The organism is Blautia sp. HCP3S3_H10_2, from assembly GCF_052122375.1.
GTDB lineage: Bacteria > Bacillota > Clostridia > Lachnospirales > Lachnospiraceae > Blautia_A.
Genome location: NZ_JBQKCL010000004.1, coordinates 1 through 23,761, shown reverse-complemented (window position 1 = coordinate 23,761; position 23,761 = coordinate 1). Strand labels below are relative to the sequence as shown.

Here is a 23,761-nt window from a genome sequence, read left to right as displayed (position 1 = left end):
TATGTAGTACAGCTGATTTGTATGAGGATAATTCCATAGATTAGAGCGTGTTTGCAGACAATAAAAACATCAGTCCTTCAAGGCTTCCAGAACCTTCACCAGGTACTCCCAGACACGTTTTACAGATGGCATGTCCAGGCGTTCTTCGTAGGTGTGAATATCCAGGATGTTCGGACCAAGGGAAGTACAATCCAACCCTTCCATTCTCTCATAGAAAAGGCCACATTCCAGTCCGGCGTGGATGGCAACCACCTGCAGATCCTGGTGATACATCTCCTTGTAAACTTCAACCATTTTATCACGAAGTCCGGAATCCTTGCGGTATTCCCAGGCTGGATAATTTCCCTCCGTATCATACTCGCCGCCAAGAAATTCGCTGAGATACTGAATTTTGTGGGAAAGGGCCTCTTTTGCAGAACCAACGGAACTTCGGATACTTGTCTGCACAAATAATTCGTCCCGGTACAGCTTCATAATTCCAGGGTTGCAGGAGGTTTCTACCAGCCCCTCAATGGTACCGCTCATTTTCTTCACTCCAAAAGGAAGGTTCATAAGGAAGAAAATCACCTTTTCCTGGCTGGTTGGGTGAAGAACCTCTGCATCTTCATTGCCCTCTTTTATTACCTGAATGGTAATGTTCTCATCAGAGCCTGCATATTCTTCCCGAAAAGCAGCCTGCATTTTCTCTGCCTGGGAAGTGACCAGGGAAACCTCTTCTGGCAGGACCAGAAGTGCTGCGGTACATTCTCTTGGAATGGCATTATCCTTCAGACCGCCTTCCAGGTCCTTCAGGGCATAGCCGCAGATTCTGCCAAGCTCATAAAGAAACTGTCCAATAAGAATATTGGCGCTTGCCCGGCTTTTGTGAATTTCTGCACCGGAATGCCCACCGGTAAGACCAGTAATTTTTACAGATACTTTTTCGCCAGAGGCTTTTACCCTCTGTACCGGAAGATAAGAATTGCCGCTTACGCCGCCTGCACAGCTCACCCAGAGGCGGCCCTCTTCTTCAGAATCCAGATTGATCATCCTTCTGCCCTTTAATACGCTGCAGTCGAATCCATCTGCGCCAAGAAGTCCGATCTCCTCGTCAACTGTAAAAACAACTTCCAGTGCCGGATGGCTTAAATCAGTACTGTCAAGGATTGCCAGCCCGTAAGCAACTGCGATTCCGTCATCTCCTCCAAGGGTGGTTCCCTCAGCAGATAAATAATCCCCATCCACTTCTAACTTCAAGCCCTCTGCCGTAAAATCATGCTCCACATCCAGGCGCTTTTCACAAACCATATCCATATGTCCCTGAAGGATTAGGGTCGGGGCATTCTCATAACCAGGGGTGGCTGGCTTATAGATTACAACGTTGTTCATCTCGTCCTGTACATATCTGAACTGATGGGCTTTGGCGAAATTCACCAGATAATCGCTGATCTGCTTTGTGTTTCCAGAACCGTGTGGAATACTGCAGATCTCTTCAAAATAATGAAAAACATTCTTCGGTTCATAATTTTCTAAAATAGCCATGTGAAATTACCTCCGGGTTTTGTATTCTTTTATGTGTTTTACGGTATTTAAATGAAAAGTTATAATATAAATTTTATATACGGCTTTTCGCTTCCAAAATATTTATCTTCAAAATAATGCAGCTTTTATAAAGTGTGAGGTTAACATGAAGAAAAAAATCTCCCTGCTTCTCATTTTTCTACTGTTGCTTTTCTTTCTATGCTTTCCAGCGGAAGCACTTGCTGCTTCCAGAGACGGACTGAAGCTGTGGCTGGAGACCTTGCTTCCCACTCTTCTGCCTTTTATGATCCTTACTGGGATTTTGGTCCGTACAGATGGAATCACAAAAATTTTACATCCAATTGCGCCTTTTTTTAAGACGGTTTTCGGACTTTCTCCAGGGGGAACATATGTCTTTCTTCTTGGACTGCTTACCGGTTATCCTATGGGTGCAAAATTAGCGGCAGACCTGTATTATGCCGGGAAAATCAGCCGTCAGGAAACCGAGTATCTTTTAACCTTTTGCAACAACCCAAGCCCTGCATTTCTGATCACCTATGTAGGGCAGATCTGCCTGGAAGGACAGATAAAGACCAGCGTGCTTGTGGGGATTTTGTTGCTGGCAGATATGATCTGTATGTGTTTTTTTCGTTTTGTGTTATATAAAAAACATTCTGCCCCATCCTTTTATCCCGAATGCAAAAGCCCCATAGCTCAAACTACAGCCGGGCTTCTTGATTCTGTGATTATGAACAGCTTTGAGACAATGACAAAATTAGGAGGCTATATTCTGCTGTTCTCCATCCTTTCAGCAGCTATCGGACATTTCTGGTTTCTGCCGGAAACGGGAAAATATCTTTTCCTTGGAACACTGGAAATAACCACCGGACTTCACGGTCTTTTGTTATCTGGTTTTCCCTATCCATTGCGTATGCTCCTGGCCCTTTGTATGAGTGCATTCGGTGGGATCTGTATAATGGCACAAACAAAAAGCGTACTTGGAAAGGAGATCTCCCTTCACCTGTACGCTTCTGCAAAATGTATGAACACAACAATCACAGCTGTGCTCACACTTATATTCTTATGTCTGCTATAAATGCAGCAGAATTAGTTGTCTCCAAGCTCGTCCAGAAGCGCCTCATCTTCCTTGGAAGCCTCTGTGTCTGCCGGCTGATAGGAACCAGACATAGCTGCAGCCTGAGCAGTCTGCGGAGCAAGCTCCTGACGGTTATGATTTACAACATCCATGCAAGCCTGAAGGGCATCAATAAATCCTTTATATTTGCCGCCGGCATCCTCAAGGGTCTGTGTAAGAACAGAACCGATGTTCGCCATCATATCGTCTGTATAAGTGATCGCGCTGAGACGAATGCTGTTAGCATCCTGTGTGGCGGAATCCAGGATCTCCTGGGCCTGACGGTTTGCTGCATTGATGGTCTCATTTGCCTGGGCATATGCTTTCTGCATGATCTCATGCTGGGTAACAAGCTCCTGTGCCTTGGTCTGTGCATCTGCGATCAGTGCGTCAGCTTTGGTCTGCGCATCTTCAAGAATCGCATCCTTATTGCTGATGATCTTCTGATAACGTTTGATCTCATCTGGTGTCTTCAGACGAAGTTCACGAAGAAGTTCTTCGATCTCTTCCTTATTCACTACAATCTTAGTAGTAGAAAGCGGCTGATACTTACAGCTGTCTACATACTCTTCGATTTCTTCAATAATCTGTTCAATTCTGCTGCTCATAGTAAACTCTCCTTATTCTATTTCTTCAAATCGTGCATCTTTTTCTTAACTGCTTCGGTAATTTCCGGTGGAGCAAATTTGCTCAGGTCGCCATCATAGCTTGCCACTTCTTTCATGATCGTAGAACTTAGGTAAGCGTATTCCAGGCTTGTAGTCAGAAACACGGTGTCAACATCCGGAGCAAGTACCCGGTTCGTCTGTGCCATCTGCAGTTCAAACTCGAAATCCGTAACTGCACGAAGCCCACGCACGATCACCTGTGCATGATTTTCTCTGGCAAAGTTCACAGAAAGACCTTCGAATGCCTTAATCTCTACATTCGCCATGTCCTTTGTTGCCTTTTCTAGTATATTAACACGTTCTTCCACAGAAAACAACGGACTTTTTGCAGAATTATGCAAAACTCCTACGATTACTTTGTCGAAAGACACGCTTGCACGTCTGATTACATCCAGATGGCCATAGGTGGCCGGATCAAAACTTCCTGGATAAACAGCTATTACCATGTATTTTACTCACTTTCCCCGGCATAAAAAGATATGCTTATTGGTTTTATATTCTTTGGAACGCAGCTGCCTGTAACCAAGATCCTCTACATAACTGAAATCTGTAGCAAGATCAGCTTCTACAATGATCAACGTGTTCTCATCAAGAATACTGCTGTCCTGAAGATATTCCAGAACCTGGCGCTCCAGCTCATGGTTATATGGCGGATCCATAAATATGCAGTCAAAAACGCCCTTTCCCTCTAGGGAACGAAGGGCCTGCAGCACGTCCATGTTCAGCAGTTTACCACTATCTGCAAGTTTTGTAAATGTAAGATTTTCTCTTATGCAGTTACATGCCTTGGGATTTTTCTCAACAAAAACAGCCTGAGCAGCTCCACGGCTTAATGCTTCAATGCCGATGGCACCACTTCCACTGAACAGATCAAGGAAGCGGCAATCCAGTAGTTCAGGCTGAAGAATATTAAAAAGAGTTTCTTTGATGCGGTCTGTGGTGGGGCGTGTATCCATGCCCGGCACAGTCTTAAGGTTCAGTCGTCTTGCTTTTCCTGCGATGACTCTCATTTCAGATTCAGTCTCCAATCCAGATCTCCACGTGCCAGACCCAGGATAAGAAGTTCTGCTGTAGCGATATTAGTGGCTACAGGAATGTTATACTGGTCACAACGCTTCACAATGGCTGTGATATCCGGCTCCTTCGGATCTATCATAACAGGATTATAGAAAAGTATTACCATATCCAGATCCTGTCGCTCTACCATCTCCATGAACTGCTTGTCGCCTCCGATACTGCCCGGTAAAAATTTGTGGACATGAAGGCCGGTAGCTTCCTCAATTCGTCTTCCTGTAGTGCCGGTAGCATATACTTCATGCTTGGCCAGGATGTTCTTATAAGCGATACAGAAATCTTCAATGAGAACTTTTTTACTATTATGTGCAATGATTCCTAAATTCATAGTTCACCTCTCCCATTTCTTTCTGTTTATTGTAACAATTATAGCAAATTGACAAAAGAAGTGCAAGAAAAACGTTTGAATATATACAAAATTCATTGAATGTTAACATTTTTTACATGCAACAGGCTTTGTATATTTTGACGAAAAACTCAGGAATGTTCCTGGTGCGTGTTTGAATAAGATCCTAATATGCGTTTCATGGTGTCCAGAAGCACTCGAAGATCAAAAGGTTTGGCAATATGTGCATTCATTCCGGCACCCATTGCTTTCTTTTTATCTTCATCAAAGGCATTGGCAGTCATGGCAATAATCGGAATCTGTGATCTGCTGTTTCCCATTTCGCGGATTATTTTGGAAGCTTCGTATCCATTCATATTTGGCATCTGTATGTCCATCAGGATCAGGTCATAATAATGCTCTGGTTTATCTTTTAGCAGGTTCACACAGATCTGTCCATCTTCTGCCCGTTCTACCGTAAAACCGTTTTCTTCCAGAAGGGTCATGGCAATTTCGGCATTCAGATCGTTATCCTCGGCAAGAAGAATTCTCTTTCCTGTAAACTCTTTTTGTTTTCCGGTAATTGATTCATTTTCTGATGGAATTTCTTCTTCGGAAATCGTATCCGGGCACTTTGCTTCAGCCTCATGAGAGACAGACATATTTTCTTCTGGCAAAGGAAACGAAAGCTCTATGGTAGTTTTGGTGCCTTTTCCAGCTTCGCTTTCCACTTTTATAGTTCCATTCATCAGTTCTACCAGTGATTTTACGATGGGAAGTCCAAGTCCGGAGCCTACAACTTTGCTTTCTGTACTGCTATGTTCCCTGGTAAACTCTTCAAAAATATGAGGCAGATATTCCTCGCTCATTCCAATTCCGGTATCTTCCACAACAATTCTGGTCGCTGCATATCCAGCAGCAGAATACGGAAGCTCTGTAACACGTAAGGTAACCTTGCCGCCATCCGGGGTGTATTTCACAGAATTTCCAAGAACATTCAGAAGAATTTCCCGCATTTTTGTTTCATCGCAGATCACCATATCGTGTCTGATGTTAAGCTCACAGGAATACTGTAATGCTTTATTTCTGGTAGCTGGTTCAAAAACAGCTTCCAGGGATTCCATAAACTCTTTTATATTTACGATTCCTGGATTCAGCGATGCCTTTCCACTTTCAATCCTTGCCATTTCCAGCATATCATTGATCAGGGAAAGCAGGAATTCACTGGAATACTTGATTTTCTGAATGTAATTTACTGCTTTTTCATGCTCATCAATATGTTCTTCCAGAAGATCAGAAAAACCAATGATCGCATTCATAGGTGTGCGGATATCATGGCTCATGTTAAAAAGAAAACGGGTTTTTGCTTCATTGGCACGCCTTGCTTTTTCCGCAGATCTTTCAATCTTTCTTGCATAAACCTGGTCTTTGTAACGCTGAAGTTCAAACTGCCAGTACCAGAGCGATACCAGGGCAGCAACCACCAGAGAAAAAAGAAAGTCTGCCCAAACGACATTATTGGAAATCCATCCTTTTTTAGGGGAAATCTCAAAATACCAGGTATCATTTGGGACTTCACAGGCAACTTCAAGAGCACTGGAAAGATTGATATCCTCGCACTGGGCCAGTGTCACATCCTCTTCTGTGGTCATGTTGCGTTTCCAGATCTGATAGTCGTAGCCAGCATTTTCCAGGGAATCCAGACCTAATCTATCTACGAATTTCCCCCAATTGAGAACCAGAATGGAAAATCCCCAGAACTGCTCATTTCCGGATGAATCAGATGTATAAATAGGGTCAAAGAGCAATGCGCCGGTTCCACCCTGAACCAGCTCAAAGGGACCTGCTATGGTATATTGTCCGCTGTCCCTGGCAAGTCTGGCCTCTTTTTTTCGTTCGGGATGCTCCAGCATATCAAGTCCGAAGGCCTCTTCGTTTCCCTTGACAGGATACACCTGGGATACTGTACCACCTGCAGCCAGTTCAAAGGCCTCTACCACATGAGTTTCATCCTGAAGAAGCCTGCACAAGTTTGCATAATCTTCTGCTTCGATACTGACTCCGTCCTCTATGATGTTTTTCAGAAAATCAGATGCTACAAGATACTGGTTGATCTGGGATTCAATTCTGTTTACAGTGGCTTCGGCAGTGTACCGGGCTTTCATTTGCTCTTCTTTTATCTGATTCCGATTCAAAAGACAGGTACAGATGATTGATATTATAAATACGATACAAAAAACAAGTGCGGTACGCAGTTTGATCGTTTTCCGGTTTGTTTTTATTTCCATTTCCAGATAAAACTCCTTAGTTACATTGGTAATGGATTTATACTACCATATTCCTGATATTTTGTCTATTTTCAGAACTGATCTGATAACTTAAACTAAATTTCCAGATTGATTATATTTTCAATTGGTATTTCCACATCCGTATCAAGTAGGATTGTTCTTTTATATGGATCAATTTTCTGTATTTTATCCGAAACTGTATGATAAGCGCCTCCATCCTTTTTGCTATCAGGGACAAAATAAGTAAGTGTCACTTCTGGTTTTATTTCCGGACGCATGGTCAGATTTTTCTCCAGAAGCTGAAGCTTTTCGTTCAGGAGCTGTTTCTCTGATTCATCCAGCTCGATTTTCGGCTGGGTAAGACGACCGGTTTCTTTTACGGCAGCTTCATAGCCTGTCAAGGCTGCAAATGGGGAAAACTGGGCAGCTCTGTCCATAATATCCATTTGTGGATGAGTTTTGGAAACATGATGTGGTAAATTTATAATATCATCATATTTATGATTGAGAGACAAATGAGACATAGTTCTCCCTCCCCTTTATCACATTATTTACAATACGCCTGAATACTCTTTTTTAATCGCTGTAATCCATCTTTTAACACATCCATTCTGCAGGCAAGATTCATTCTGAGAAAGCCTTCTCCATTGTGATAGGCCCTTCCATCAGACAGGTATAACCCACTGGTTTCACGAATGAATTCACAAAGATCCTGCTCTTTTCGGAAAATCCGGGTGCAATCCAGCCACAAAAGATAGGTCGCATCTCCTTTTACAGCATAAATCTGGGGAATTTCCCTGCTGATATATTCTTCCGCATATTTCCGGTTTTTCCAGAGATATTCTTTTAATCCGTCCATCCATGCTCCGCCTTTTTGGAAGGCTGCCACTGGGGCAATGGCTGCAAAAACATTCGGTTCTGCAACCTCATCGGTATTTAAGCCACGGTTCACCTTATGACGGATAAAAGGATCCGGGATGATCACTGCTGCAGTCTGGATACCCGCCAGGTTAAAGGCCTTGGTCGGAGCTACACAGGTAATGCTATTGTTCCGGCAGTTTTCAGAAACGGAGGCAAATGGAATATAGTCTTTATCTGGTCTCGTCAGGTCACAGTGAATCTCATCTGATAAAACAAGTACATGATATTTCACACAAAGATCACCGATTTTTTTCAGCGTTTCTTTATCCCATATTTTTCCGACCGGATTGTGGGGATTACAGAAAATCATCAGTGAAGTCTGTGGATCAGCCAGCTTTGTTTCCAGATCCTCCCAGTTGATATGATATTCTCCAGCTTTGTATTCCAGTTCACATTCCAAAGGATTCCGGCCGTTATTTACGATCGAATTAAAGAAAATATTATAAACCGGTGTAAGCACCACCACCTTTTCAGCAGGAGTGGTCATTTTGCGCACGATACTGGAAATTGCAGGAACCACACCAGTACAGAAAATCAGCCATTCTTCTGGAATTTCAAAATTGTGGCGGTTTTTCCACCAGCTCTGGTATGCATGATACCATTCCTCTTCAATAAGGGTGTAACCGAACACTCCGTGTTTTGCCCGGTCTATGATAGCTTCTGTAATTTCCGGTGCAGTCTGGAAATCCATGTCTGCAACCCACATAGGAAGCTCGCCATCTTTTACATCCCATTTCATACAACCCGTGTTTCTACGGTCTACAATCTGATCAAATATAGTATTCTGCATATACAATCTCCCTTGTCACTTATTAAGACAGTCATATTAATTATTAAAACACTTCTTCATAAATAATTCTTTCAATTTATGATAAACCATAAAGTATGGTTTAAGTCAAGCCTTGTGACCGCCAATCTGACCATTGCGTTCCCTGGCAGTCGCCCCTTCCTGCAGATTCATACCCTTAAGAATGGCATTTTTTCCAAATTTTTTCTTAATATCGAGAACTGCCTGCTGCATTTTCTTTTCACGTTCCAGCACAGCAGCTTCCTTTTTTTGCTGCATTTCCAATGCTTTATAATCTGTAAAAAGATCCAGCTGCTCCCATGAGATATTCAGGCTTTTTTCATCCTCCGGAATAAGGTTATTGGCTGTCAGGTAAATTCTCCGGATCAACAGGCTGGGATTTATGATCCGGTCATACAGACGCAGAACGGCTTCCGTGATCAGTCTTGTGGAGGAGGTCTGGCTGTCCAGATTTTCTGTTCCATGGGCGTGCTTCGGAATCTGACGTCCATAGTGGTCTGTAGTCACAGGACCATGATATCGTTTGCGGATTGCAGGATCTGTCAGATTCTCTTTATCATACCCCACTGTGAGAACCAGCTGGTCGGTAACGAGCTTTTTATCCACCAGATCCAATGTAAGAAGATCTGCCATTTCCTGAACCACCAGCCGGGCTTTGTCCGCAGTGTAAGCACATTGCAGAACCTGTCCGGAACAGATACTGTTAGATTCCGGTTTATAAGCCTTAATATGGGAAATCTGGCATGGTTCCCAGCCCCAGGCATGGTCGATCAGAAGCTCTGCATTGATTCCAAACAGCTTGTACAAAAGCTCTTCATTGTAATAATCGCTTTGTCCACCCAGAGAACAGCGGGCAATATCTCCCATGGTAAAAAGACCATTTTCTTCCAGCTTTTTGGCGTACCCTCTTCCAACTCTCCAGAAATCTGTAAGGGGCCTGTGACTCCACAGCTGTCTGCGGTAACCCATTTCATCCAGACTGGCAATCCGAACACCGTGTTCGTCTGCGGGAATATGCTTGGCAACGATATCCATGGCAATCTTCGCCAGATACAGGTTTGTGCCAATTCCAGCTGTAGCTGTGATTCCTGTCGTATTCAGAACATCCAGAATCATCTCTCTTGCAAAATCCTGAGCTGATTTTCCGGAAGCTGGCAGATAATCGGTAAGGTCGATAAAAACCTCATCTATGGAATAGATGTGGATATCCTCCGGCGCAATATATTTCAGATAGAGCTTATAGATCCGTGTGCTGTGTTCCATGTAATGGGCCATTCTGGGAGGTGCGGTAATATAATCAATGGCATATTCAGGATGGGCAAAAAGCTCTCCGGAATTACTGGAGGAGCCAGTAAATTGGTGTCCGGGTGCATGCTGCAGGCGCATGTGGTTGGCCTTTTTGATCTGCTGCTCTACTTCAAATAATCTGGCTCGTCCAGAAATGCCATATGCCTTCAGTGCAGGGGAAACTGCAAGACAGATGGTCTTGGAGGTGCGGGATGGGTCTGCAACTACCAGATTGGTGGTCAGGGGATCCAGATGACGTTCTATGCATTCCACAGACGCATAGAAGGATTTCAGGTCGATGCAGAGGTAAGTGCGGTCATTGCTCTTATTTAATCTTAACGAATCTGTATTCTTCGTAATTTCCATGCCACCGCTCTCCTTTCTCAATTATCAGCCTGTAATTGTCAAAAAGGCCGTTATAGATTTCATTTTAGTCTAAATTTCATAAACACTGGATCGTGGTCAGAATAAGAATACCCGGTATTAATATTTTCATACGAAGTACATTCAATATTGTCGGAAATAATAAAGCCATCTAATGTGACGGTATATGTTACATCTGGCACGTATTCCATATCTGCATTTCTGGCACTGTTCCACAGATTCTCTTTCTCTTCTTCCGGCAGAAGATCCAGTCCGAATGAGAAGTGCTCAGGCAGCTCCTCTCTTGGAAAAGGATATGCCCAGGATTCTTTTTCGGACACGTCATCCTCAGATGCTTTCAGATCATGGTTAAAGTCGCCGCCGCATAATACATAATTACCAGCTTCATACTCTTTTTGCATATCTGCTGCAAGCATTCCAATCTGACCTTTGCGGATCTCATCACTATTGCCATATGCAGACATATGTAATGCAAAGATCACCAGTTCTTTCCCGTTCTCTACCGGTACTCTGGAAATACTGTAGCATCTGTCCAGGTCGAAAAATTTTGTAAAAGAGGTAGATACCGGAAAGCTTCTGCGAAGCGCTGAAGTAACCGGATATCTGGAAAAAAGCCCGATTCCGGATCGGCTTTTCCCGTGAGGCTGGGTAAAGGGATAAAACAAAAAGGCAGAATCGTAGTTCTGTGCAAATACATAATAATAATCCGGGAAACAGTCCTTCAGAAGGGAATATTCATCTACATGGTAGCTTCTTGTAGAATCAAGATCAACCTCTTCGATCATGGCAAAATCAGGATCATAGGAGGAAGCAAGCGTCCCTGCTCCCTGAACGGCATCCAGGACACTTTCTTTACTCTTAGCCCAGGAAGATTTCCCGCCGTCCATAAAGAAACTGAAATCCGGGGTATATGCCCCAAAACCAATGTTATAAGTAAGGGCAGAATATTCGTTACCGACAGTAAGAGTATCTGATGAAGCGGCGGCTGCAGTCTCTACTTCTAGTTCCTGGTTGTCCGGAATACGGTGATAGCTTGCAAACAGATAAATCAGATATCCGCCAAGTAAAATGATGATTGCTCCAAGAAAACAGCCAAGGATTTTTAATATTTTTTTCATGTATTTGTACTCCAGTCTTTTTCTTAAAAGGTACCACACGGAGTGCAAAAAAGCAATAAAAAAGAAAACAGTTGTTCGAAAAACGACCCAACTGTTTAACATTTTACAGGAATACTGATTTCTGTCACAAATTTATCAGTATCATTTGTAAATCCGTAATCGATCATGGTTATTTCCCGTGAAAAACCGATTATCTTTAAATGATGCTTCTGTATATAATCCATCAGTTTTCCATACTGTGCAGGCGCTTCCCCATGGCTTCCGCGGAAACGGACACGTACGCATAAGGTCTGCGGAACCTGGATTACTTTGCCCTCGTACTGGTCTTCCTCATCCAGAATAAGGAAAATCCCATTGTATTGCTGGTACAGTCCATTTTCCAGGTTTTCCGGGGATATTCCAACTCCCACTTTTCCCAGAAAGATCAGGGCTTCATTCTGCTTCTGCTCCAGTTTGCGGATAGGTGTTTCCATATCCACAAATTCCCGGATGGTAAGGGTATCCTCAATCCACACCAGGCGATATGCATCTGCTGTTATAAGGGAAATAACGTCCAGGGTTGAATTTCTGGCATCCGTTAACTGATTTAGCCGGTTCTCAATTTTCCGTTCAACCCGTTTTAATTCCAGTTCCCGCTGTATCACAATTTCTTTTTGCTGTTTTAATTTTTCTTCGATTTTGTCCAGATCACGGTTTTGGAGAAAATCTGCAATTTCATTTAGTGGCATATCAAGGGCCCGAAGGTAACGGATGGTGTTTAATGGCTCAAACTGTCTGGTACTGTAATAACGGTAGCCTGTATCCGGATCTGTTACCTCAGGGATGAGAATCCCCATTTTCTCGTAATGGCGGAGACTGCTCACACTTAAATGAAACATTCTGGCTACTTCGCCAATCTGGAATAAAGCTTTATTTTCGATGATCGGTCATCTCCTTTTTGTAATCTGTGTATTTGGTATTATATTGTAGCTTTAGAAGTTTTCTTTGTTTTGTTATTTATCACAGTATAAGCAATTACGCAGATAATAACAGACAAAAGCGATCCTGCGGCAGTGGCAAGTCCCATTGGGAGCAGGCTTGCCGGAAACAGTTTAGAGGTAAGATACACACCTGGGACTCTGACCAACGTGATTGCGATTATATTATGCATGAAGGACAGGCCGGATTTTCCACATGCGCAAAAATAACCGCTGAAGCTGAAATGGATCCCGGCAAAAATAACATCCAGAATATAGCCTCTTAAATACTGTTCACCAGCCAGAATAACAGCGCCGTCAGCTGTAAACATTCCAACGACCGGTCTGGCAATGAGCTGGATCAGAATTGTTACAAAGATTCCGAAGCCAACTGCTATCATAGCTGCATAACGAAGAACCTCTTTGGCTCGTTCCGGCTTGTTTGCCCCAATATTCTGTGCCCCAAGAGCGGATACCGTAGACAGCATGGAGGAAGGAACCAAAAACAGAAAACTGATCACTTTTTCCACAATTCCAACTGCTGCAGCATCTGTCAGACCGCGCCTGTTTGCGATAATGGTAATAATGATAAAGGCAACCTGGATCAGACCGTCCTGACAGCAGATGGGAATTCCAATCTGCAGGATTTTCCCCATGGTCTGCCTGCGTGGCTGAAAATCGGTACGGGATAGGGAAATCCCAATTTTTTTCCTTGTGATTACATAAAGGGAAATGATCACACTGATTGTCTGGGAAAGAGTTGTACCAAGTGCTGCTCCGGAAGGGCCAAGATGAAGGGCGCCTATGAACACATAATCAAGTGCAATGTTTGCAGCACAGGCAATTGCAATAAAGTACATTGGACTTTTGGAATCACCCATTCCGCGGAAAATGGAGCTGATAATATTATATGCTGTAATAAACGGAATACCAATAAAGCAGATGGTCAGATAAGAGACCGTGCCTGCTACTGCTTCCCTGGGAGTGGACATAATGGCAGTAATCGGTTTTACAAATAGTAATAACAGAATTGCAAGCACAATAGAAAGTGTCATAAACAACGTGACAGAATTTCCAATATCAAGTGCTGCCTGCTTTTTATTTTTTCCACCAATTGCCTGGCCGATGGTAACCGTTGTTCCCATGGCAAGGCCCACGATCATTACCGTCAGCATATGCATAACCTGGCTTCCCACCGATACAGCTGTTGTGCCTGCAACGCCCTCAAACTGACCTATGATAAACAGATCTGCCATACCATAAAGTGTCTGTAAAAAATAAGATAAAAGATATGGCAGTGAGAAATAAACAATATTTTTTAATACACTGCCTGAAGTAAGATCATTTTCCATGGAATTTTGCCTCCTATGTATGAAATGCGGGATCACATCGTTTTTCTTTTGACTGGCATTCTGATTTTGACATAATCCTTAATACAACTATCTTACCATAAACCCTACATCTATTGTAGAGTCAAGTTGAATAACAGTTTTTTCTTTCATTATTGAAATTTTTCTGAGCATATGATGAAAATCTGCCCCAGTTATTCCCAGTGTATTTTTTTTTCGGAGAACACATACTAGCAATGTAACATCAAACAAAAAAACAATGAACCAAGGAGGAAAATGATTATGTCTAACAATACTTCTTCTAACAAAGCAGCTGTACCTGAAGCAAAGGGCGCATTAAACCGTTTCAAATTCGAGGTTGCCAATGAATTAGGTGTGCCGCTTACAGACGGATATAACGGAAACCTGACTTCCAAACAGAATGGTAGTGTTGGAGGTTATATGGTGAAAAAGATGATCGAGGCGCAGGAAAGATCCATGTCTGCAGGACAGGGCGGCCAGAGTGGTCAGTATTAATTTAATAAGAACCTGATTAGAAAAAATACAGGGCATTACCTGCTTCTCACTGAAGAAGCAGGTAATGCCCTGTTCCATATTTCCAATGGATGCGTCATCGTCAATGATCAGAATCGTCTGCATAAATTTCTCCTTATCTTGCCCGCCTGTACCAGGCAAGCATTTGTGCCAGGTTTTCTGTTTTTACACGGCTTTGTCTATTTTGCATCATTTCCAGCAGATCCTCTTCTTCTGGTGTACGATCCTTTTTCTGGGCAAGGGACTTTCCTGCTGTTTTTACCATAAGTTTCATCATCATTTTGTATATACCATGAAGTTTTTCAATATCAAAATTTCCCTGAAGGGTAAATACCTGGGTTTCTTCTGGAATGGTGTTCTTTTCCCGGATTTCTTTTATCTGCGAACCAGTCTGTCCCATACCAACTGCACAGACAGCCAGGATTTTATATCTGTTTCTTAGTTTTTCATATCCTTTAACCTTACCGGCCATCACCCAGCCCAGATACAGAAGTTCCACATTCGGGGATAATCTTCTTTGCGCCTCTTCCAGACAATAGACTGGTAGCCCCAGCTCATGACCGAGTATACTGGCATACTGCGCCGTACTTCCAGCATTTGATTTGTAAACAATTGCTTTCATTTCCTATTTGCTCCTTTGAATATTTAAAACATTACAATTCCAGTCTCATAAGGATCAACTCCTGGTAACAGCCAGAATTCCTGGACAGAAATCCCTTTGGATTCCTGCCGTATTCCTGAAAGCCAACACTTTCATACAGACATATTGCCTTTTCATTACCAGCTACCACTTCCAGTTCAAGCTGCTTATATCCGGCTGTCCTGGCGCATTCGATACAGGCGTTCGTTAATGCACGTCCGATCCCGAGATTCCAGTATTCTTTTAATATGGCGATTCCAAAGTCCGCGCGGTGTTTAACTTTATATTTGTTTCCAATGGGTTCAATCCCTGCAGTCCCTACAAGTTTTCCATCCCAAAATGCCAGGATCTCGATTGCATTTTCACTTTCTGTTTTTTTCTGTAGGAATTGAGCTTCCTGCTCACTGTCAAAACTGTTTTCATCCGGATAGGATAAAAGATAGTCGGTCTGGGCATGTGTCTGGTTAAAAACTTCAGAAACTGCCTTCCCGTCTGAATAAGTGCCATTCCGAAGCTGCAGTCTGGCTTTGTTTTTTAAGATAACGATATGGTTGTATTCCATGTTTTTCACTCTTTTCCTTATGTAATGTTTCAAAATTAATTTTCCATACAAAAAGACGCAGGCAGTATAATGTTCATTTCTGCTCTGCGTCTTAGCGTCTGGCGTCTAATCGGTATTCCATCATATGATGTTTGCTGCTAATGATAAAGCTTCTTTTACATTTTGGACAAAATAGCGGAAAATTCTTCAGTTCTGTATCATCCAGTATCTGGATCCTTGTTTTTGCCCCGCAGGCAGGACACAGAATCCATTTATCAGGTATTTTTATTAACATCTGGATCACCTCCTGTTGTAGTTGGTATTTCCATCTCTTCGATTTCTTCTAAATTCCTTTTCCTTTCTCTATTTCAGATTCTTTATCCACGGCATTTTCTTTACAGAACCATTCCAGATAATCATTGAGCAAAGCAGGAGACGGTTCTGCCGTAGGGACATCTCCATTACACTGATCCAGCATATAGTCCATAAGTCCATGCACTGTCATGGCAAAACTGAGGGCACTCATGTCCGGATTCTGAAAATGCAGGATCTTGTGGATTTCCATTGCATAGAACATCTGCTTGGTTGCCAGGATCATCTTATCTGTTTCTTCTTTCATGATTTTAGCTGCCATCGGGGTAATGGCCCGTTCGGAATAGATCACTTTGTAAAACATGAGCATTGGTCCCTGCTGGTTTATTTTTAAATATCCCCCGACCGTCTGCTGTAAGATCTCCAGTGCAGTTTTCCCTGCGAAAAAGGAACTGTAATCCACCATCTGGGAGACGGATTTCTTTTTGGCTTGCTCACGCAGGAACTGGTACAGGGCTTCCACCAGTTCTTCTTTTGAAGAAAAATGGTTATAAAGGGATGGTTTCCGGATTCCGACCTTATCCGCAATCATGTTTAAGGAGACACTTCCAAGTCCTTTTTCGGAAGCCAGTTCCAGGGTTGCAAGGAGAATCTCTTCTTTTCGATTGTTACTCATAGCATTCCTCCATTTCAATCGCTATCTTTTGATATTTCATAAACTACCTTTAGATAGTTTTACGTATACCACAAAGTTGTGTGAAATGCAAGCAGAATTTATAATTGCATTGTTATATTTACCAATGTTACTTGTCAAGGCGATTTCATTTTCAACTTCTATTTCCTAAATTTCTTTTTCGCTTCCGATTACTATTTTTACAATCCCAAGTATTGCCGCGAACAGAACCCCTGCTACCGGCCAGATGATCCAGGTGATATCCCAGCGGGTAGTCCAGAAGCTCCAGCCAAGATAAATAGCTGTGGCAAGGCACCAGTACGCACTGGAGAAAGCGTCTGTTTTTTTCTTCAGATGTTTTTCCTCTTTTGTAAATTCTCCCTCCTGAAGAAGGGTATCATAGCTGCCTTTTACCATGCTTACCCGGATGATCTGGTTTACTCCGATTCCGATCAGAAATAAAAGAACACCTACAAATATTCCACAGATATAATCCGGCGCTTCCATTGCTCCTGCAAAGATAAGGGGAACAACAGACAGAATACAAAAGACCACACCGATTGCAATTCCCCTGGTAAATACAGGTTCATAAGCATTTCTTTTCTCACGGACCATTCCTGAAACTCCATATTCTGTTTCAAAATTATCCTTTTCCAGATGTTCCAGATGACTTTCCCGTATTCCGTAGGTAATAAATAAAAAGACTGCGGCTGCAATAAGGCCAAACAGGAAAACACAGCCAAAACCAGCAGCAAATGTTTCCTTAATGTGAAACACCCGGTCATCGGCCATAGTTCTCAGAATCACTAAAAGAACCGGGCTTAAGATACACATGGTTGTGGCATTGGCAACTGTTCTGGCGCCGTTTCGCTTTAATTCCAGAAATTCGTTCGCTTCTTCCATGGATACCTTTTTCAGTGAACCGGAAGGTTCGTTATAATTTCTGCTTATACTTATAGTTTCTGGAGCTATCTCGTCTTTCAAAAGGTAGTCGGTGCTGACATCAAAAAGCTCTGAGAGCTGGAGAATCTTCTGAAGATCCGGGACTGCGCCTGCACTTTCCCATTTCGAAACTGCCTGTCTGGAAACTCCAAGATGGTTTGCCAGTTCTTCCTGGGACCAGCCATTCTTTTTTCTTTCTTCTGCTATTTTTTCCGCTAAGATCATTTTCTCTTTCCTCCTCAATGATTTATACCCATAAGTATAACTATCTCACCGGTTGCATACCACCAGGTAGGGCTTGAAATCTGTCAACCAGTGGTTGCGGGGGCCTTTTTTCTCGTTGTTACTTATAGTTTAATGAAAGAACAACTTGGGGGATACCCTTATTTTCTATGGGATTGTGTCTTTTTTATAGGAAAAACAGGCAGTCTGATTTTTTACTTCCTGTTTTCTATTATGAAATCGGTAGAAGTTTTCAAGATTATCTTACTCCTGCTTCTGCAGCATATCCAGCAGACTTTTTTCTTTTATGATCGCAATCCCCTGTCCTTCATCCCCAAGAACGATCAGATTATCTCCGGGCTGGATATCAAATATTTTTCTTGCTTTTGCCGGGATTACAATCTGCCCTTTCTCTCTCACCTTTACGATTCCAAAGATATGCTTTCCTTTTGGTGGGACTCCCAGTCCGAGATTGTCACCGTCTTCTTTGTCATAATTCACAAGGTCATCTATACTGACATCCAGTACGGCTGCCAGAAGTTTACATTTTTCAATATCCGGTAAAGATTCCCCCGTCTCATATTTCGAGAGAGTCTGCCTGGTTACTCCTATTTTTGCTGCCAGTTCATCCTGTGAGAAACCATTTAGTTTCCGAAGGGAAATAAGATTTTCCTTAAACATGTTTTTTCTCCTTTTTGATTCCAAGTACACACCAGCGGATTCCCGGAATCCGGCTGATGACCTCATTTAACAAAAGTGCACCGGCAACAGAACTGATTCCGACAAGAAGGTATACCAAAAGCGCCGGCAGCTCTGGAAAATACTGGTGCAGATAATAAGCTGTCATCGCAAGAGGAAGATAATGAAAAACGTAAAGTCCCCAGGATTTTTTTGCCATCCATTTTGAAACAGGATTTGACTGGTTCCCATACTTTTTCATGAATGCAATTATGGCAAGAACTGCAAACCAGCAGTAGACACAGGCTGGGATATTGTTCAGTACCGGAGCTACAGCATAATTTTCTCCAAAATAGTGAACTGCATAGAAAATACCAATCAGGGCTGCTGCAATTGCGAAAATCCACCACCATTTGCTTAGGCGCTCCACTACCTCGTCATGGGAGAATACAAAATATCCCATAAAAAAGCAGAAGCCATAAATCCCAAACCGGTAAACCGTTATAACGGGGGTATTCAAAATCTGGGCAGATCCATATGCGAAAATAACAAATAGAGCCAGCATCCAGACCGGGGGCTTTGCACCAAGATTCCAGAGACGTTCTTTTTCTAATTTTCTTACTACAAGCAGCAGCATGGAAAAGATCCACAATACCTGTATGTACCATAAAACGCCAATTCCGGACACCGCCATGATCCCATATAAAACAGGAAACGGAACTGCAGGCAAGGGGTCAAATGCCCCACCGATCCTCATATTATAGTATCCCAGGATCCACTGGAAAACAAACAGTCCCACAGTGGAAGGAACCAGCAGCTTACGTGTTCTGGATCGGACAAATTCCCTGGTATTATGTGTTTCCAGGCAGTACCTGGCACTCATCCCGGATATTACAAATAAAAGAGCCATGAACCAGGGATACACCAGATATTGGAAGGCATCCTGATACTGAAGTTTCTGGAAAGGTCCGATCACACCATAAGGCTGAACACCATTAAACATATAGATTACATGATATACAACAACGATAAAGACTGTGATCCAGCGGATATTATCCATAAACGGTCTTCTTTTTGCCTTCACATCTGTTTTTATCTCCATACTTTTCTCACCTTTGCTCTCATTTTTAACACATTTTACCATAAAAGAAGCTGGTACGCGACCAACTCCTTTTAACATTTTCTGGCAAATTTTGTTAAATATCGTTGCCAGAAATTTCATTTGGCTTGTAACTAATAGGCAAGCAACTGAAAATATGCTTGAATTTCTAAAACATCTGTCCTGGTAGTTTTTCCTTTTTCTTATACGGAAACTTCTGATCAAATACTTCAGCTTCCTTTTCATTCACCAGATATCCGGCAGGGGTGGCATATTCTCCTGTTATTCCATCCAGATATCCGGGTATCAGTTCTTTACATAGGAAAAAGGAAGTATCTGCACTTTCTTCCAAGCCATGATAACGGATTCCAAATTCACTGGCCTGTTTAAATCCGCTTTTTCCATAAAAGTCTATATTTCCCTCAAAACACAATGCTCCACATCCAAGTTCTTTCGCTTTTTCTAAAGAATAATCCAACAAAATCTTTCCATATCCCTTTCTTTTCAGTTCCGGTGTGATACAGATCGGTCCCATTGTCATAATCGGGATACTTCTGCCATCATCGGCTGCAATCTCTGCATGCATAAACATATTCTGACCAATCAGCTTTCCATCCAGGGTCATAACAAAATCCAGTTCCGGAATGAAGGCCGGATCATTTCGAAGCTGATGAATCACATAATGTTCCAGGCATCCAGGCCGGTACACATTCCAGAAGCTCTCCCTTACCAGATTTTCGACATCCCGGTATTCTGTTTCTTTTTCTAATCGAATGATCATGTTTTTCTTCATATTACCTACTCGCTTTTCTTATATCTTTGAGCCACATGGTTCAAAAAGAATTTGGGAAAAATACCGGATTTTGTCATCCGTTCCCCAACAGGCCATTCCAACTGCATCTGCCATTTTCTGTGCATCCACACAATACGCAGACATACAGGAATAATGCTTGTAAGGACCTGCACTCATAATTAAAATATCCTCATTTCCAGAGTCCACCATTTGCAGTGCCAGTTTCTCTGTAAGTTTATTATGGGACAATTTTGCCTTCTTATAATCCGTATCTTTATCCTGGATTGTCTGAAGAACAAGGGTTTTTTGATATTTCAAAGCTTCCTGCATCATTTCTTTCACAGTTCCGCTCTTTGGCGGGCACGCAGGATTTACATTGTAACAACCACACCTGTTTTCCTCACAGAATTTCCGGTATTCTGGTTTAAATACAAGGTCTCTGGTGTTCATTATCGCAGCATCTGAGAAGCCAAGAAGCTTGGCTGTTTCCATATAATTCATTCTAATTTTCTCCAATTAATTCTTCTTATATTTGATCTGTTTCATCAGTTCTTCTACCTCTTCTCTGGCATTCAGAAACAATTCTGCCAGACGGGGATCAAAATCTGTACCAATTCCATTTTTTATAATAGAAAAGCTTTCATCCAGTGACATTGCCTCCCGGTAGCATCTTTTCTGGGAAACTGCGTCAAACACATCCGCAATCGCCATGATCCTGGCGTGAAGAGGAATCTGTTCCCCCACCAGTCCATCCGGATATCCATTCCCATTATATTTTTCGTGATGGAATCTTGCCACTTCGTAAGCAATCTGACGGAATTCCTTATCATCCAGGTTATAGAAAGTATGTAAAATAATATCGCCGCCTGTTGCAGCATGTTCTTTCATGATTCTATACTCTTCATCTGTAAGTTTTCCTGGCTTTTGCAGGATATTGTCAGGCGTAGCAATCTTGCCAATGTCATGTAAAGGTGCTGCGTTGCTTACATTTATCATATAGTCTCTATTCAGAATATCCTGGTAATGTTTATCTTTTTTCATTTTTTCCAATATCAGATTTACATAAGCCCTGGTACGCTTAATATGACCGCCTGTATTGTTGTCCCTGCTTTCAATCATGGTAGCAAAACCATCCAGCATTTCTTCATTATGCAGGGTCAGTTTTCTGATAAACGGATTTTCAAAATCCAGATAAATTACAAGCAATAAAACCATTGGAAAAATAGAGGTAAGCAGTACCTCTGGAAAGCGGATCTGAACAGCAAGTATCACTCCGGCAATCAAAATAAAGGACAGGGTGCTGATTACTTTTTCCTTCGGCAGAAAACGGTGCCTGGTGAAAACCAGAAATAGAATCGTGCCATAATACAGCACTACTGTCCCATAACATACATATACCGAAAATCCCATGGAATACCAGGTTGTTACGCCTTGGATATAATCCAGTTCCCCGATTCCGGCAATGATCAGCAATAAAGAAACAGCTCCCGGCAATTCAAGAAGCAGACGGTCTTTTTTCGAAGCTTTATGAAATCCGATCAGCTGGTCATACATATATTCTGATGTAATAATAATGGTGAGATCCATCCAGATAAAAAAGAACAAATGCGCCAGTCTGTTCAGATATCCAGGCACAATGTCCAGATGATTTACAGTCCAGGCGGTAAGTCTATCAAAAAATACCGCAAATGGAGCTGTCAGCATTAGCAGTTCAAACTGCCGGTTATAAGAAAAATGTTCTCTTCTTGATTCCCTCAGATAAGTGATTTCAATAAACAGAATGACTAAAAAACATCCCAGTTGTAATTTAATAGACTGCATTTTTATCTTTTCCCCTTGTTATTTCGTAGCTTGCCCTGCGCCATCTAAAGCAGCAAACACACAGTAGCTGCAAGTAAAGCAACAACGATTATGATGCTTGTTTCAACACCATAAGCTCCTCCGTTGCTCTCATTTCATTTTATTTCGTACCACTTTGTAGCGCAATCGAAGATAAGAATTTTCCAGTGGCGTACAACTTTCCAGCTTCGGAATACCAAGTTTTCTCAGATCTTCTTCCGTTTTTAAAGAATTTCCGTCAATCAAGGTAGGGGTATCCCTGCCGCCAGACTGGATTGTTAATTTCTCACAGCCTTCCTTTTCTGCCAGATATCATTTTCTATTTCAAATAATATTCTATACCCAGAAAGCGAACTTCAATAGACCCATTTTATATGGGATTGTGTCATTTTTATAGGAAATTATGTTTGATGCAATTTTACAAATATTTAACTTTTTTCCTATATTGTAAACCAGTTTCCACAGTGATAAAATAATAACGATTTTGTAACCCATTTACCTATCAAACAAAAGAAAGAATGATCACTATGGCTGGAAAAATCAGAATCCGTTCCGTAAGCAACTGGAACATTGTAACTACCGTTATACTCGCTGTTTTGTGTGTTTCCATTTCTGTATTTGGCTTTACGCAGTACTCTGTTCTGCGCTCCGCCATGCAGGATTACATCTCCTGTGAAAATGCCGCCCATGAATTACAAAATGGCTCCGACATCTTAACAAAGCAAGTACGTCTTGCTGCTGGAACTGGGGATTCTAAATACATTGATGCCTATTTCCAGGAGGCCAATATAACAAAAAGCAGGGAAAAAGCGCTGGAAGATCTTTCCGCCCTGGAGAACAGTTCTGAAGCTGTTGAGGAGCTTAAGAAAGCCATGGAAGCTTCTGTAGACCTGATGCAGACCGAATTCTACTCCATGCGTCTTGTAGAAGAAAGCATTGAAAGTGATCCATCCGCCTGGCCACAGGAATTACAGACAGTCGAATTATCGGAAAATGATGCCTCTCTTTCTTCATCAGATAAATTAAATAAAGCCCAGCAGATGGTGATCAGCCTTGAGTATGAAGAAGCCAAGGATCTCATTTCCGGAGACGTAAATGCCGCAATTGATTCTCTGACACAGATTATCAATAACCGCCAGAACCATGCTGCAAATGTTTTTACAAAAGTATTTGTTTTAATCATTATCTGTGTCCTTGTTTTTTCTGCTATGATGCTTTTGGTCTGTCTTCTTATGCGGTACTGGATTGTCCGTCCTTTGATGACATACAACACTGCGATCCAGCGCGATGTGCCACTTGTTGTCCGTGGTGCAAATGAACTTCAGGTTCTCGCGCAGACATACAACAGGCTATACGAGGAAAATGAAGAACGTCAGAAACTGATCCAGCACCAGGCGGAACATGACCCTCTGACGGATCTTTTGAACCGAGGTTCTTTTGACCGTATTTTAAACTTATATGAACAGGAACAGAATTCTTTTGCCCTGATCCTTGTGGACGTAGACACCTTTAAGAGCGTAAATGATACATACGGACATGCAGTCGGTGACGTGATATTAAAAAATGGTGTGGTATAAAAAAGTTGACATCTTATTCTCAAGGATTTCATGATAGAATCAAGAGAATAAGGAGGTACTCAAAATGGCACGTAAATATGACCATGAATACAAAGTAC

The 23,761-nt window shown here is 42.2% G+C and carries 25 protein-coding genes; 3 read left to right on the top strand and 22 right to left on the bottom strand.

Features of this window, described 5'->3' with window-relative positions:
- Positions 1 to 69 precede the first annotated feature (69 nt).
- On the bottom strand, positions 70 to 1,521 hold the full coding sequence (locus ACTQWB_RS04965) for an aminoacyl-histidine dipeptidase (RefSeq protein WP_441500869.1): 1,452 nt from the start codon (positions 1,519 to 1,521) through the stop codon (positions 70 to 72).
- 145 nt (positions 1,522 to 1,666) lie between these two features.
- Between ACTQWB_RS04965 and ACTQWB_RS04960 the strand changes: the two genes are divergently transcribed.
- Positions 1,667 to 2,596 (top strand): hypothetical protein, encoded by a 930-nt coding sequence (locus ACTQWB_RS04960; RefSeq protein WP_441500870.1) that lies wholly within the window; start codon positions 1,667 to 1,669, stop codon positions 2,594 to 2,596.
- Positions 2,597 to 2,607: 11 nt separating this feature from the next.
- Here ACTQWB_RS04960 and ACTQWB_RS04955 read toward each other — a convergent pair whose 3' ends face one another.
- The 11 genes from ACTQWB_RS04955 to ACTQWB_RS04905 form a co-directional block, all read right to left on the bottom strand.
- Complete coding sequence (locus ACTQWB_RS04955; RefSeq protein WP_441500871.1) at positions 2,608 to 3,243, bottom strand: ATPase; 636 nt, start codon at positions 3,241 to 3,243, stop codon at positions 2,608 to 2,610.
- A 17-nt stretch (positions 3,244 to 3,260) separates the two neighbouring features.
- On the bottom strand, positions 3,261 to 3,749 hold the full coding sequence (gene coaD / locus ACTQWB_RS04950) for a pantetheine-phosphate adenylyltransferase (protein WP_441500872.1): 489 nt from the start codon (positions 3,747 to 3,749) through the stop codon (positions 3,261 to 3,263).
- Between the two features lie 9 nt (positions 3,750 to 3,758).
- Positions 3,759 to 4,313 carry a 16S rRNA (guanine(966)-N(2))-methyltransferase RsmD gene (gene rsmD, locus ACTQWB_RS04945; RefSeq protein ID WP_441500873.1) on the bottom strand — a complete coding sequence of 185 codons (555 nt, stop codon included), beginning with the start codon at positions 4,311 to 4,313 and terminating at the stop codon, positions 3,759 to 3,761.
- Complete coding sequence (locus ACTQWB_RS04940) at positions 4,310 to 4,705, bottom strand: methylglyoxal synthase (protein WP_021926957.1); 396 nt, start codon at positions 4,703 to 4,705, stop codon at positions 4,310 to 4,312. The genes rsmD and ACTQWB_RS04940 overlap by 4 nt, the downstream gene beginning before the upstream one ends.
- A 149-nt stretch (positions 4,706 to 4,854) precedes the next feature.
- Positions 4,855 to 6,990: an ATP-binding protein gene (locus ACTQWB_RS04935; RefSeq protein WP_441500874.1), complete on the bottom strand. Its 2,136-nt coding sequence runs from the start codon at positions 6,988 to 6,990 to the stop codon at positions 4,855 to 4,857.
- A 95-nt stretch (positions 6,991 to 7,085) separates the two neighbouring features.
- Complete coding sequence (locus tag ACTQWB_RS04930) at positions 7,086 to 7,514, bottom strand: hypothetical protein (protein ID WP_441500875.1); 429 nt, start codon at positions 7,512 to 7,514, stop codon at positions 7,086 to 7,088.
- Positions 7,515 to 7,537: 23 nt separating this feature from the next.
- On the bottom strand, positions 7,538 to 8,701 hold the full coding sequence (locus ACTQWB_RS04925) for a MalY/PatB family protein (RefSeq protein WP_441500876.1): 1,164 nt from the start codon (positions 8,699 to 8,701) through the stop codon (positions 7,538 to 7,540).
- 105 nt (positions 8,702 to 8,806) lie between these two features.
- The gene (locus ACTQWB_RS04920; protein ID WP_441500877.1) at positions 8,807 to 10,372 is read right to left on the bottom strand and encodes a Y-family DNA polymerase; all 1,566 of its coding nucleotides are present in this window, start codon (positions 10,370 to 10,372) and stop codon (positions 8,807 to 8,809) included.
- Positions 10,373 to 10,431: 59 nt separating this feature from the next.
- A complete protein-coding gene (locus ACTQWB_RS04915) occupies positions 10,432 to 11,508 on the bottom strand; it encodes an endonuclease/exonuclease/phosphatase family protein (protein ID WP_441500878.1) in 1,077 nt (358 codons plus the stop codon).
- 95 nt (positions 11,509 to 11,603) lie between these two features.
- Positions 11,604 to 12,404 (bottom strand): MerR family transcriptional regulator, encoded by an 801-nt coding sequence (locus tag ACTQWB_RS04910; RefSeq protein ID WP_441514604.1) that lies wholly within the window; start codon positions 12,402 to 12,404, stop codon positions 11,604 to 11,606.
- A gap of 62 nt (positions 12,405 to 12,466) precedes the next feature.
- Positions 12,467 to 13,816 carry an MATE family efflux transporter gene (locus tag ACTQWB_RS04905; protein WP_441500879.1) on the bottom strand — a complete coding sequence of 450 codons (1,350 nt, stop codon included), beginning with the start codon at positions 13,814 to 13,816 and terminating at the stop codon, positions 12,467 to 12,469.
- 279 nt (positions 13,817 to 14,095) lie between these two features.
- On the opposite strand from ACTQWB_RS04905, the gene ACTQWB_RS04900 reads away from it, so the two are divergent.
- Positions 14,096 to 14,329 carry a small, acid-soluble spore protein, alpha/beta type gene (locus ACTQWB_RS04900; RefSeq protein ID WP_441500880.1) on the top strand — a complete coding sequence of 78 codons (234 nt, stop codon included), beginning with the start codon at positions 14,096 to 14,098 and terminating at the stop codon, positions 14,327 to 14,329.
- A 133-nt stretch (positions 14,330 to 14,462) separates the two neighbouring features.
- Here ACTQWB_RS04900 and ACTQWB_RS04895 read toward each other — a convergent pair whose 3' ends face one another.
- From ACTQWB_RS04895 to ACTQWB_RS04850, 10 genes are all read right to left on the bottom strand, one after another.
- Positions 14,463 to 14,969 carry a hypothetical protein gene (locus tag ACTQWB_RS04895; RefSeq protein WP_441500881.1) on the bottom strand — a complete coding sequence of 169 codons (507 nt, stop codon included), beginning with the start codon at positions 14,967 to 14,969 and terminating at the stop codon, positions 14,463 to 14,465.
- Between the two features lie 31 nt (positions 14,970 to 15,000).
- The gene (locus tag ACTQWB_RS04890) at positions 15,001 to 15,549 is read right to left on the bottom strand and encodes a GNAT family N-acetyltransferase (protein WP_441500882.1); all 549 of its coding nucleotides are present in this window, start codon (positions 15,547 to 15,549) and stop codon (positions 15,001 to 15,003) included.
- Positions 15,550 to 15,640: 91 nt separating this feature from the next.
- On the bottom strand, positions 15,641 to 15,823 hold the full coding sequence (locus tag ACTQWB_RS04885; protein WP_441500883.1) for a cysteine-rich KTR domain-containing protein: 183 nt from the start codon (positions 15,821 to 15,823) through the stop codon (positions 15,641 to 15,643).
- Positions 15,824 to 15,871: 48 nt separating this feature from the next.
- Positions 15,872 to 16,516: a TetR/AcrR family transcriptional regulator gene (locus tag ACTQWB_RS04880; protein WP_441500884.1), complete on the bottom strand. Its 645-nt coding sequence runs from the start codon at positions 16,514 to 16,516 to the stop codon at positions 15,872 to 15,874.
- 165 nt (positions 16,517 to 16,681) lie between these two features.
- Positions 16,682 to 17,680 carry a helix-turn-helix domain-containing protein gene (locus ACTQWB_RS04875; RefSeq protein ID WP_441500885.1) on the bottom strand — a complete coding sequence of 333 codons (999 nt, stop codon included), beginning with the start codon at positions 17,678 to 17,680 and terminating at the stop codon, positions 16,682 to 16,684.
- Between the two features lie 261 nt (positions 17,681 to 17,941).
- On the bottom strand, positions 17,942 to 18,358 hold the full coding sequence (locus ACTQWB_RS04870) for a helix-turn-helix domain-containing protein (RefSeq protein WP_441500886.1): 417 nt from the start codon (positions 18,356 to 18,358) through the stop codon (positions 17,942 to 17,944).
- Entirely contained in the window at positions 18,351 to 19,457 is a 1,107-nt protein-coding gene (locus ACTQWB_RS04865) for an acyltransferase family protein (RefSeq protein ID WP_441500887.1), read from the bottom strand. Before ACTQWB_RS04865 ends, ACTQWB_RS04870 begins: the two co-directional genes overlap by 8 nt.
- A gap of 166 nt (positions 19,458 to 19,623) precedes the next feature.
- Positions 19,624 to 20,235: a GNAT family N-acetyltransferase gene (locus ACTQWB_RS04860; RefSeq protein WP_441500888.1), complete on the bottom strand. Its 612-nt coding sequence runs from the start codon at positions 20,233 to 20,235 to the stop codon at positions 19,624 to 19,626.
- 30 nt (positions 20,236 to 20,265) lie between these two features.
- On the bottom strand, positions 20,266 to 20,748 hold the full coding sequence (locus tag ACTQWB_RS04855) for a DUF2284 domain-containing protein (RefSeq protein WP_441500889.1): 483 nt from the start codon (positions 20,746 to 20,748) through the stop codon (positions 20,266 to 20,268).
- A gap of 15 nt (positions 20,749 to 20,763) precedes the next feature.
- Entirely contained in the window at positions 20,764 to 22,068 is a 1,305-nt protein-coding gene (locus ACTQWB_RS04850) for an HD-GYP domain-containing protein (protein ID WP_441500890.1), read from the bottom strand.
- 545 nt (positions 22,069 to 22,613) lie between these two features.
- On the opposite strand from ACTQWB_RS04850, the gene ACTQWB_RS04845 reads away from it, so the two are divergent.
- Positions 22,614 to 23,663, top strand: a complete 1,050-nt coding sequence (locus ACTQWB_RS04845; protein WP_441500891.1) for a GGDEF domain-containing protein — start codon at positions 22,614 to 22,616, stop codon at positions 23,661 to 23,663.
- Positions 23,664 to 23,761 lie beyond the last annotated feature (98 nt).

Bases quoted from the DNA above. Each gene is read 5' to 3' on its own strand.
- ACTQWB_RS04965 (WP_441500869.1), bottom strand. From the start codon at position 1,521: ATGGCTATTTTAGAAAATTATGAACCGAAGAATGTTTTTCATTATTTT.
- ACTQWB_RS04960 (WP_441500870.1), top strand. From the start codon at position 1,667: ATGAAGAAAAAAATCTCCCTGCTTCTCATTTTTCTACTGTTGCTTTTC.
- ACTQWB_RS04955 (WP_441500871.1), bottom strand. From the start codon at position 3,243: ATGAGCAGCAGAATTGAACAGATTATTGAAGAAATCGAAGAGTATGTA.
- coaD (WP_441500872.1), bottom strand. From the start codon at position 3,749: ATGGTAATAGCTGTTTATCCAGGAAGTTTTGATCCGGCCACCTATGGC.
- rsmD (WP_441500873.1), bottom strand. From the start codon at position 4,313: ATGAGAGTCATCGCAGGAAAAGCAAGACGACTGAACCTTAAGACTGTG.
- ACTQWB_RS04940 (WP_021926957.1), bottom strand. From the start codon at position 4,705: ATGAATTTAGGAATCATTGCACATAATAGTAAAAAAGTTCTCATTGAA.
- ACTQWB_RS04935 (WP_441500874.1), bottom strand. From the start codon at position 6,990: ATGGAAATAAAAACAAACCGGAAAACGATCAAACTGCGTACCGCACTT.
- ACTQWB_RS04930 (WP_441500875.1), bottom strand. From the start codon at position 7,514: ATGTCTCATTTGTCTCTCAATCATAAATATGATGATATTATAAATTTA.
- ACTQWB_RS04925 (WP_441500876.1), bottom strand. From the start codon at position 8,701: ATGCAGAATACTATATTTGATCAGATTGTAGACCGTAGAAACACGGGT.
- ACTQWB_RS04920 (WP_441500877.1), bottom strand. From the start codon at position 10,372: ATGGAAATTACGAAGAATACAGATTCGTTAAGATTAAATAAGAGCAAT.
- ACTQWB_RS04915 (WP_441500878.1), bottom strand. From the start codon at position 11,508: ATGAAAAAAATATTAAAAATCCTTGGCTGTTTTCTTGGAGCAATCATC.
- ACTQWB_RS04905 (WP_441500879.1), bottom strand. From the start codon at position 13,816: ATGGAAAATGATCTTACTTCAGGCAGTGTATTAAAAAATATTGTTTAT.
- ACTQWB_RS04900 (WP_441500880.1), top strand. From the start codon at position 14,096: ATGTCTAACAATACTTCTTCTAACAAAGCAGCTGTACCTGAAGCAAAG.
- ACTQWB_RS04895 (WP_441500881.1), bottom strand. From the start codon at position 14,969: ATGAAAGCAATTGTTTACAAATCAAATGCTGGAAGTACGGCGCAGTAT.
- ACTQWB_RS04890 (WP_441500882.1), bottom strand. From the start codon at position 15,549: ATGGAATACAACCATATCGTTATCTTAAAAAACAAAGCCAGACTGCAG.
- ACTQWB_RS04885 (WP_441500883.1), bottom strand. From the start codon at position 15,823: ATGTTAATAAAAATACCTGATAAATGGATTCTGTGTCCTGCCTGCGGG.
- ACTQWB_RS04880 (WP_441500884.1), bottom strand. From the start codon at position 16,516: ATGAGTAACAATCGAAAAGAAGAGATTCTCCTTGCAACCCTGGAACTG.
- ACTQWB_RS04875 (WP_441500885.1), bottom strand. From the start codon at position 17,680: ATGATCTTAGCGGAAAAAATAGCAGAAGAAAGAAAAAAGAATGGCTGG.
- ACTQWB_RS04870 (WP_441500886.1), bottom strand. From the start codon at position 18,358: ATGTTTAAGGAAAATCTTATTTCCCTTCGGAAACTAAATGGTTTCTCA.
- ACTQWB_RS04865 (WP_441500887.1), bottom strand. From the start codon at position 19,457: ATGGAGATAAAAACAGATGTGAAGGCAAAAAGAAGACCGTTTATGGAT.
- ACTQWB_RS04860 (WP_441500888.1), bottom strand. From the start codon at position 20,235: ATGATCATTCGATTAGAAAAAGAAACAGAATACCGGGATGTCGAAAAT.
- ACTQWB_RS04855 (WP_441500889.1), bottom strand. From the start codon at position 20,748: ATGAATTATATGGAAACAGCCAAGCTTCTTGGCTTCTCAGATGCTGCG.
- ACTQWB_RS04850 (WP_441500890.1), bottom strand. From the start codon at position 22,068: ATGCAGTCTATTAAATTACAACTGGGATGTTTTTTAGTCATTCTGTTT.
- ACTQWB_RS04845 (WP_441500891.1), top strand. From the start codon at position 22,614: ATGGCTGGAAAAATCAGAATCCGTTCCGTAAGCAACTGGAACATTGTA.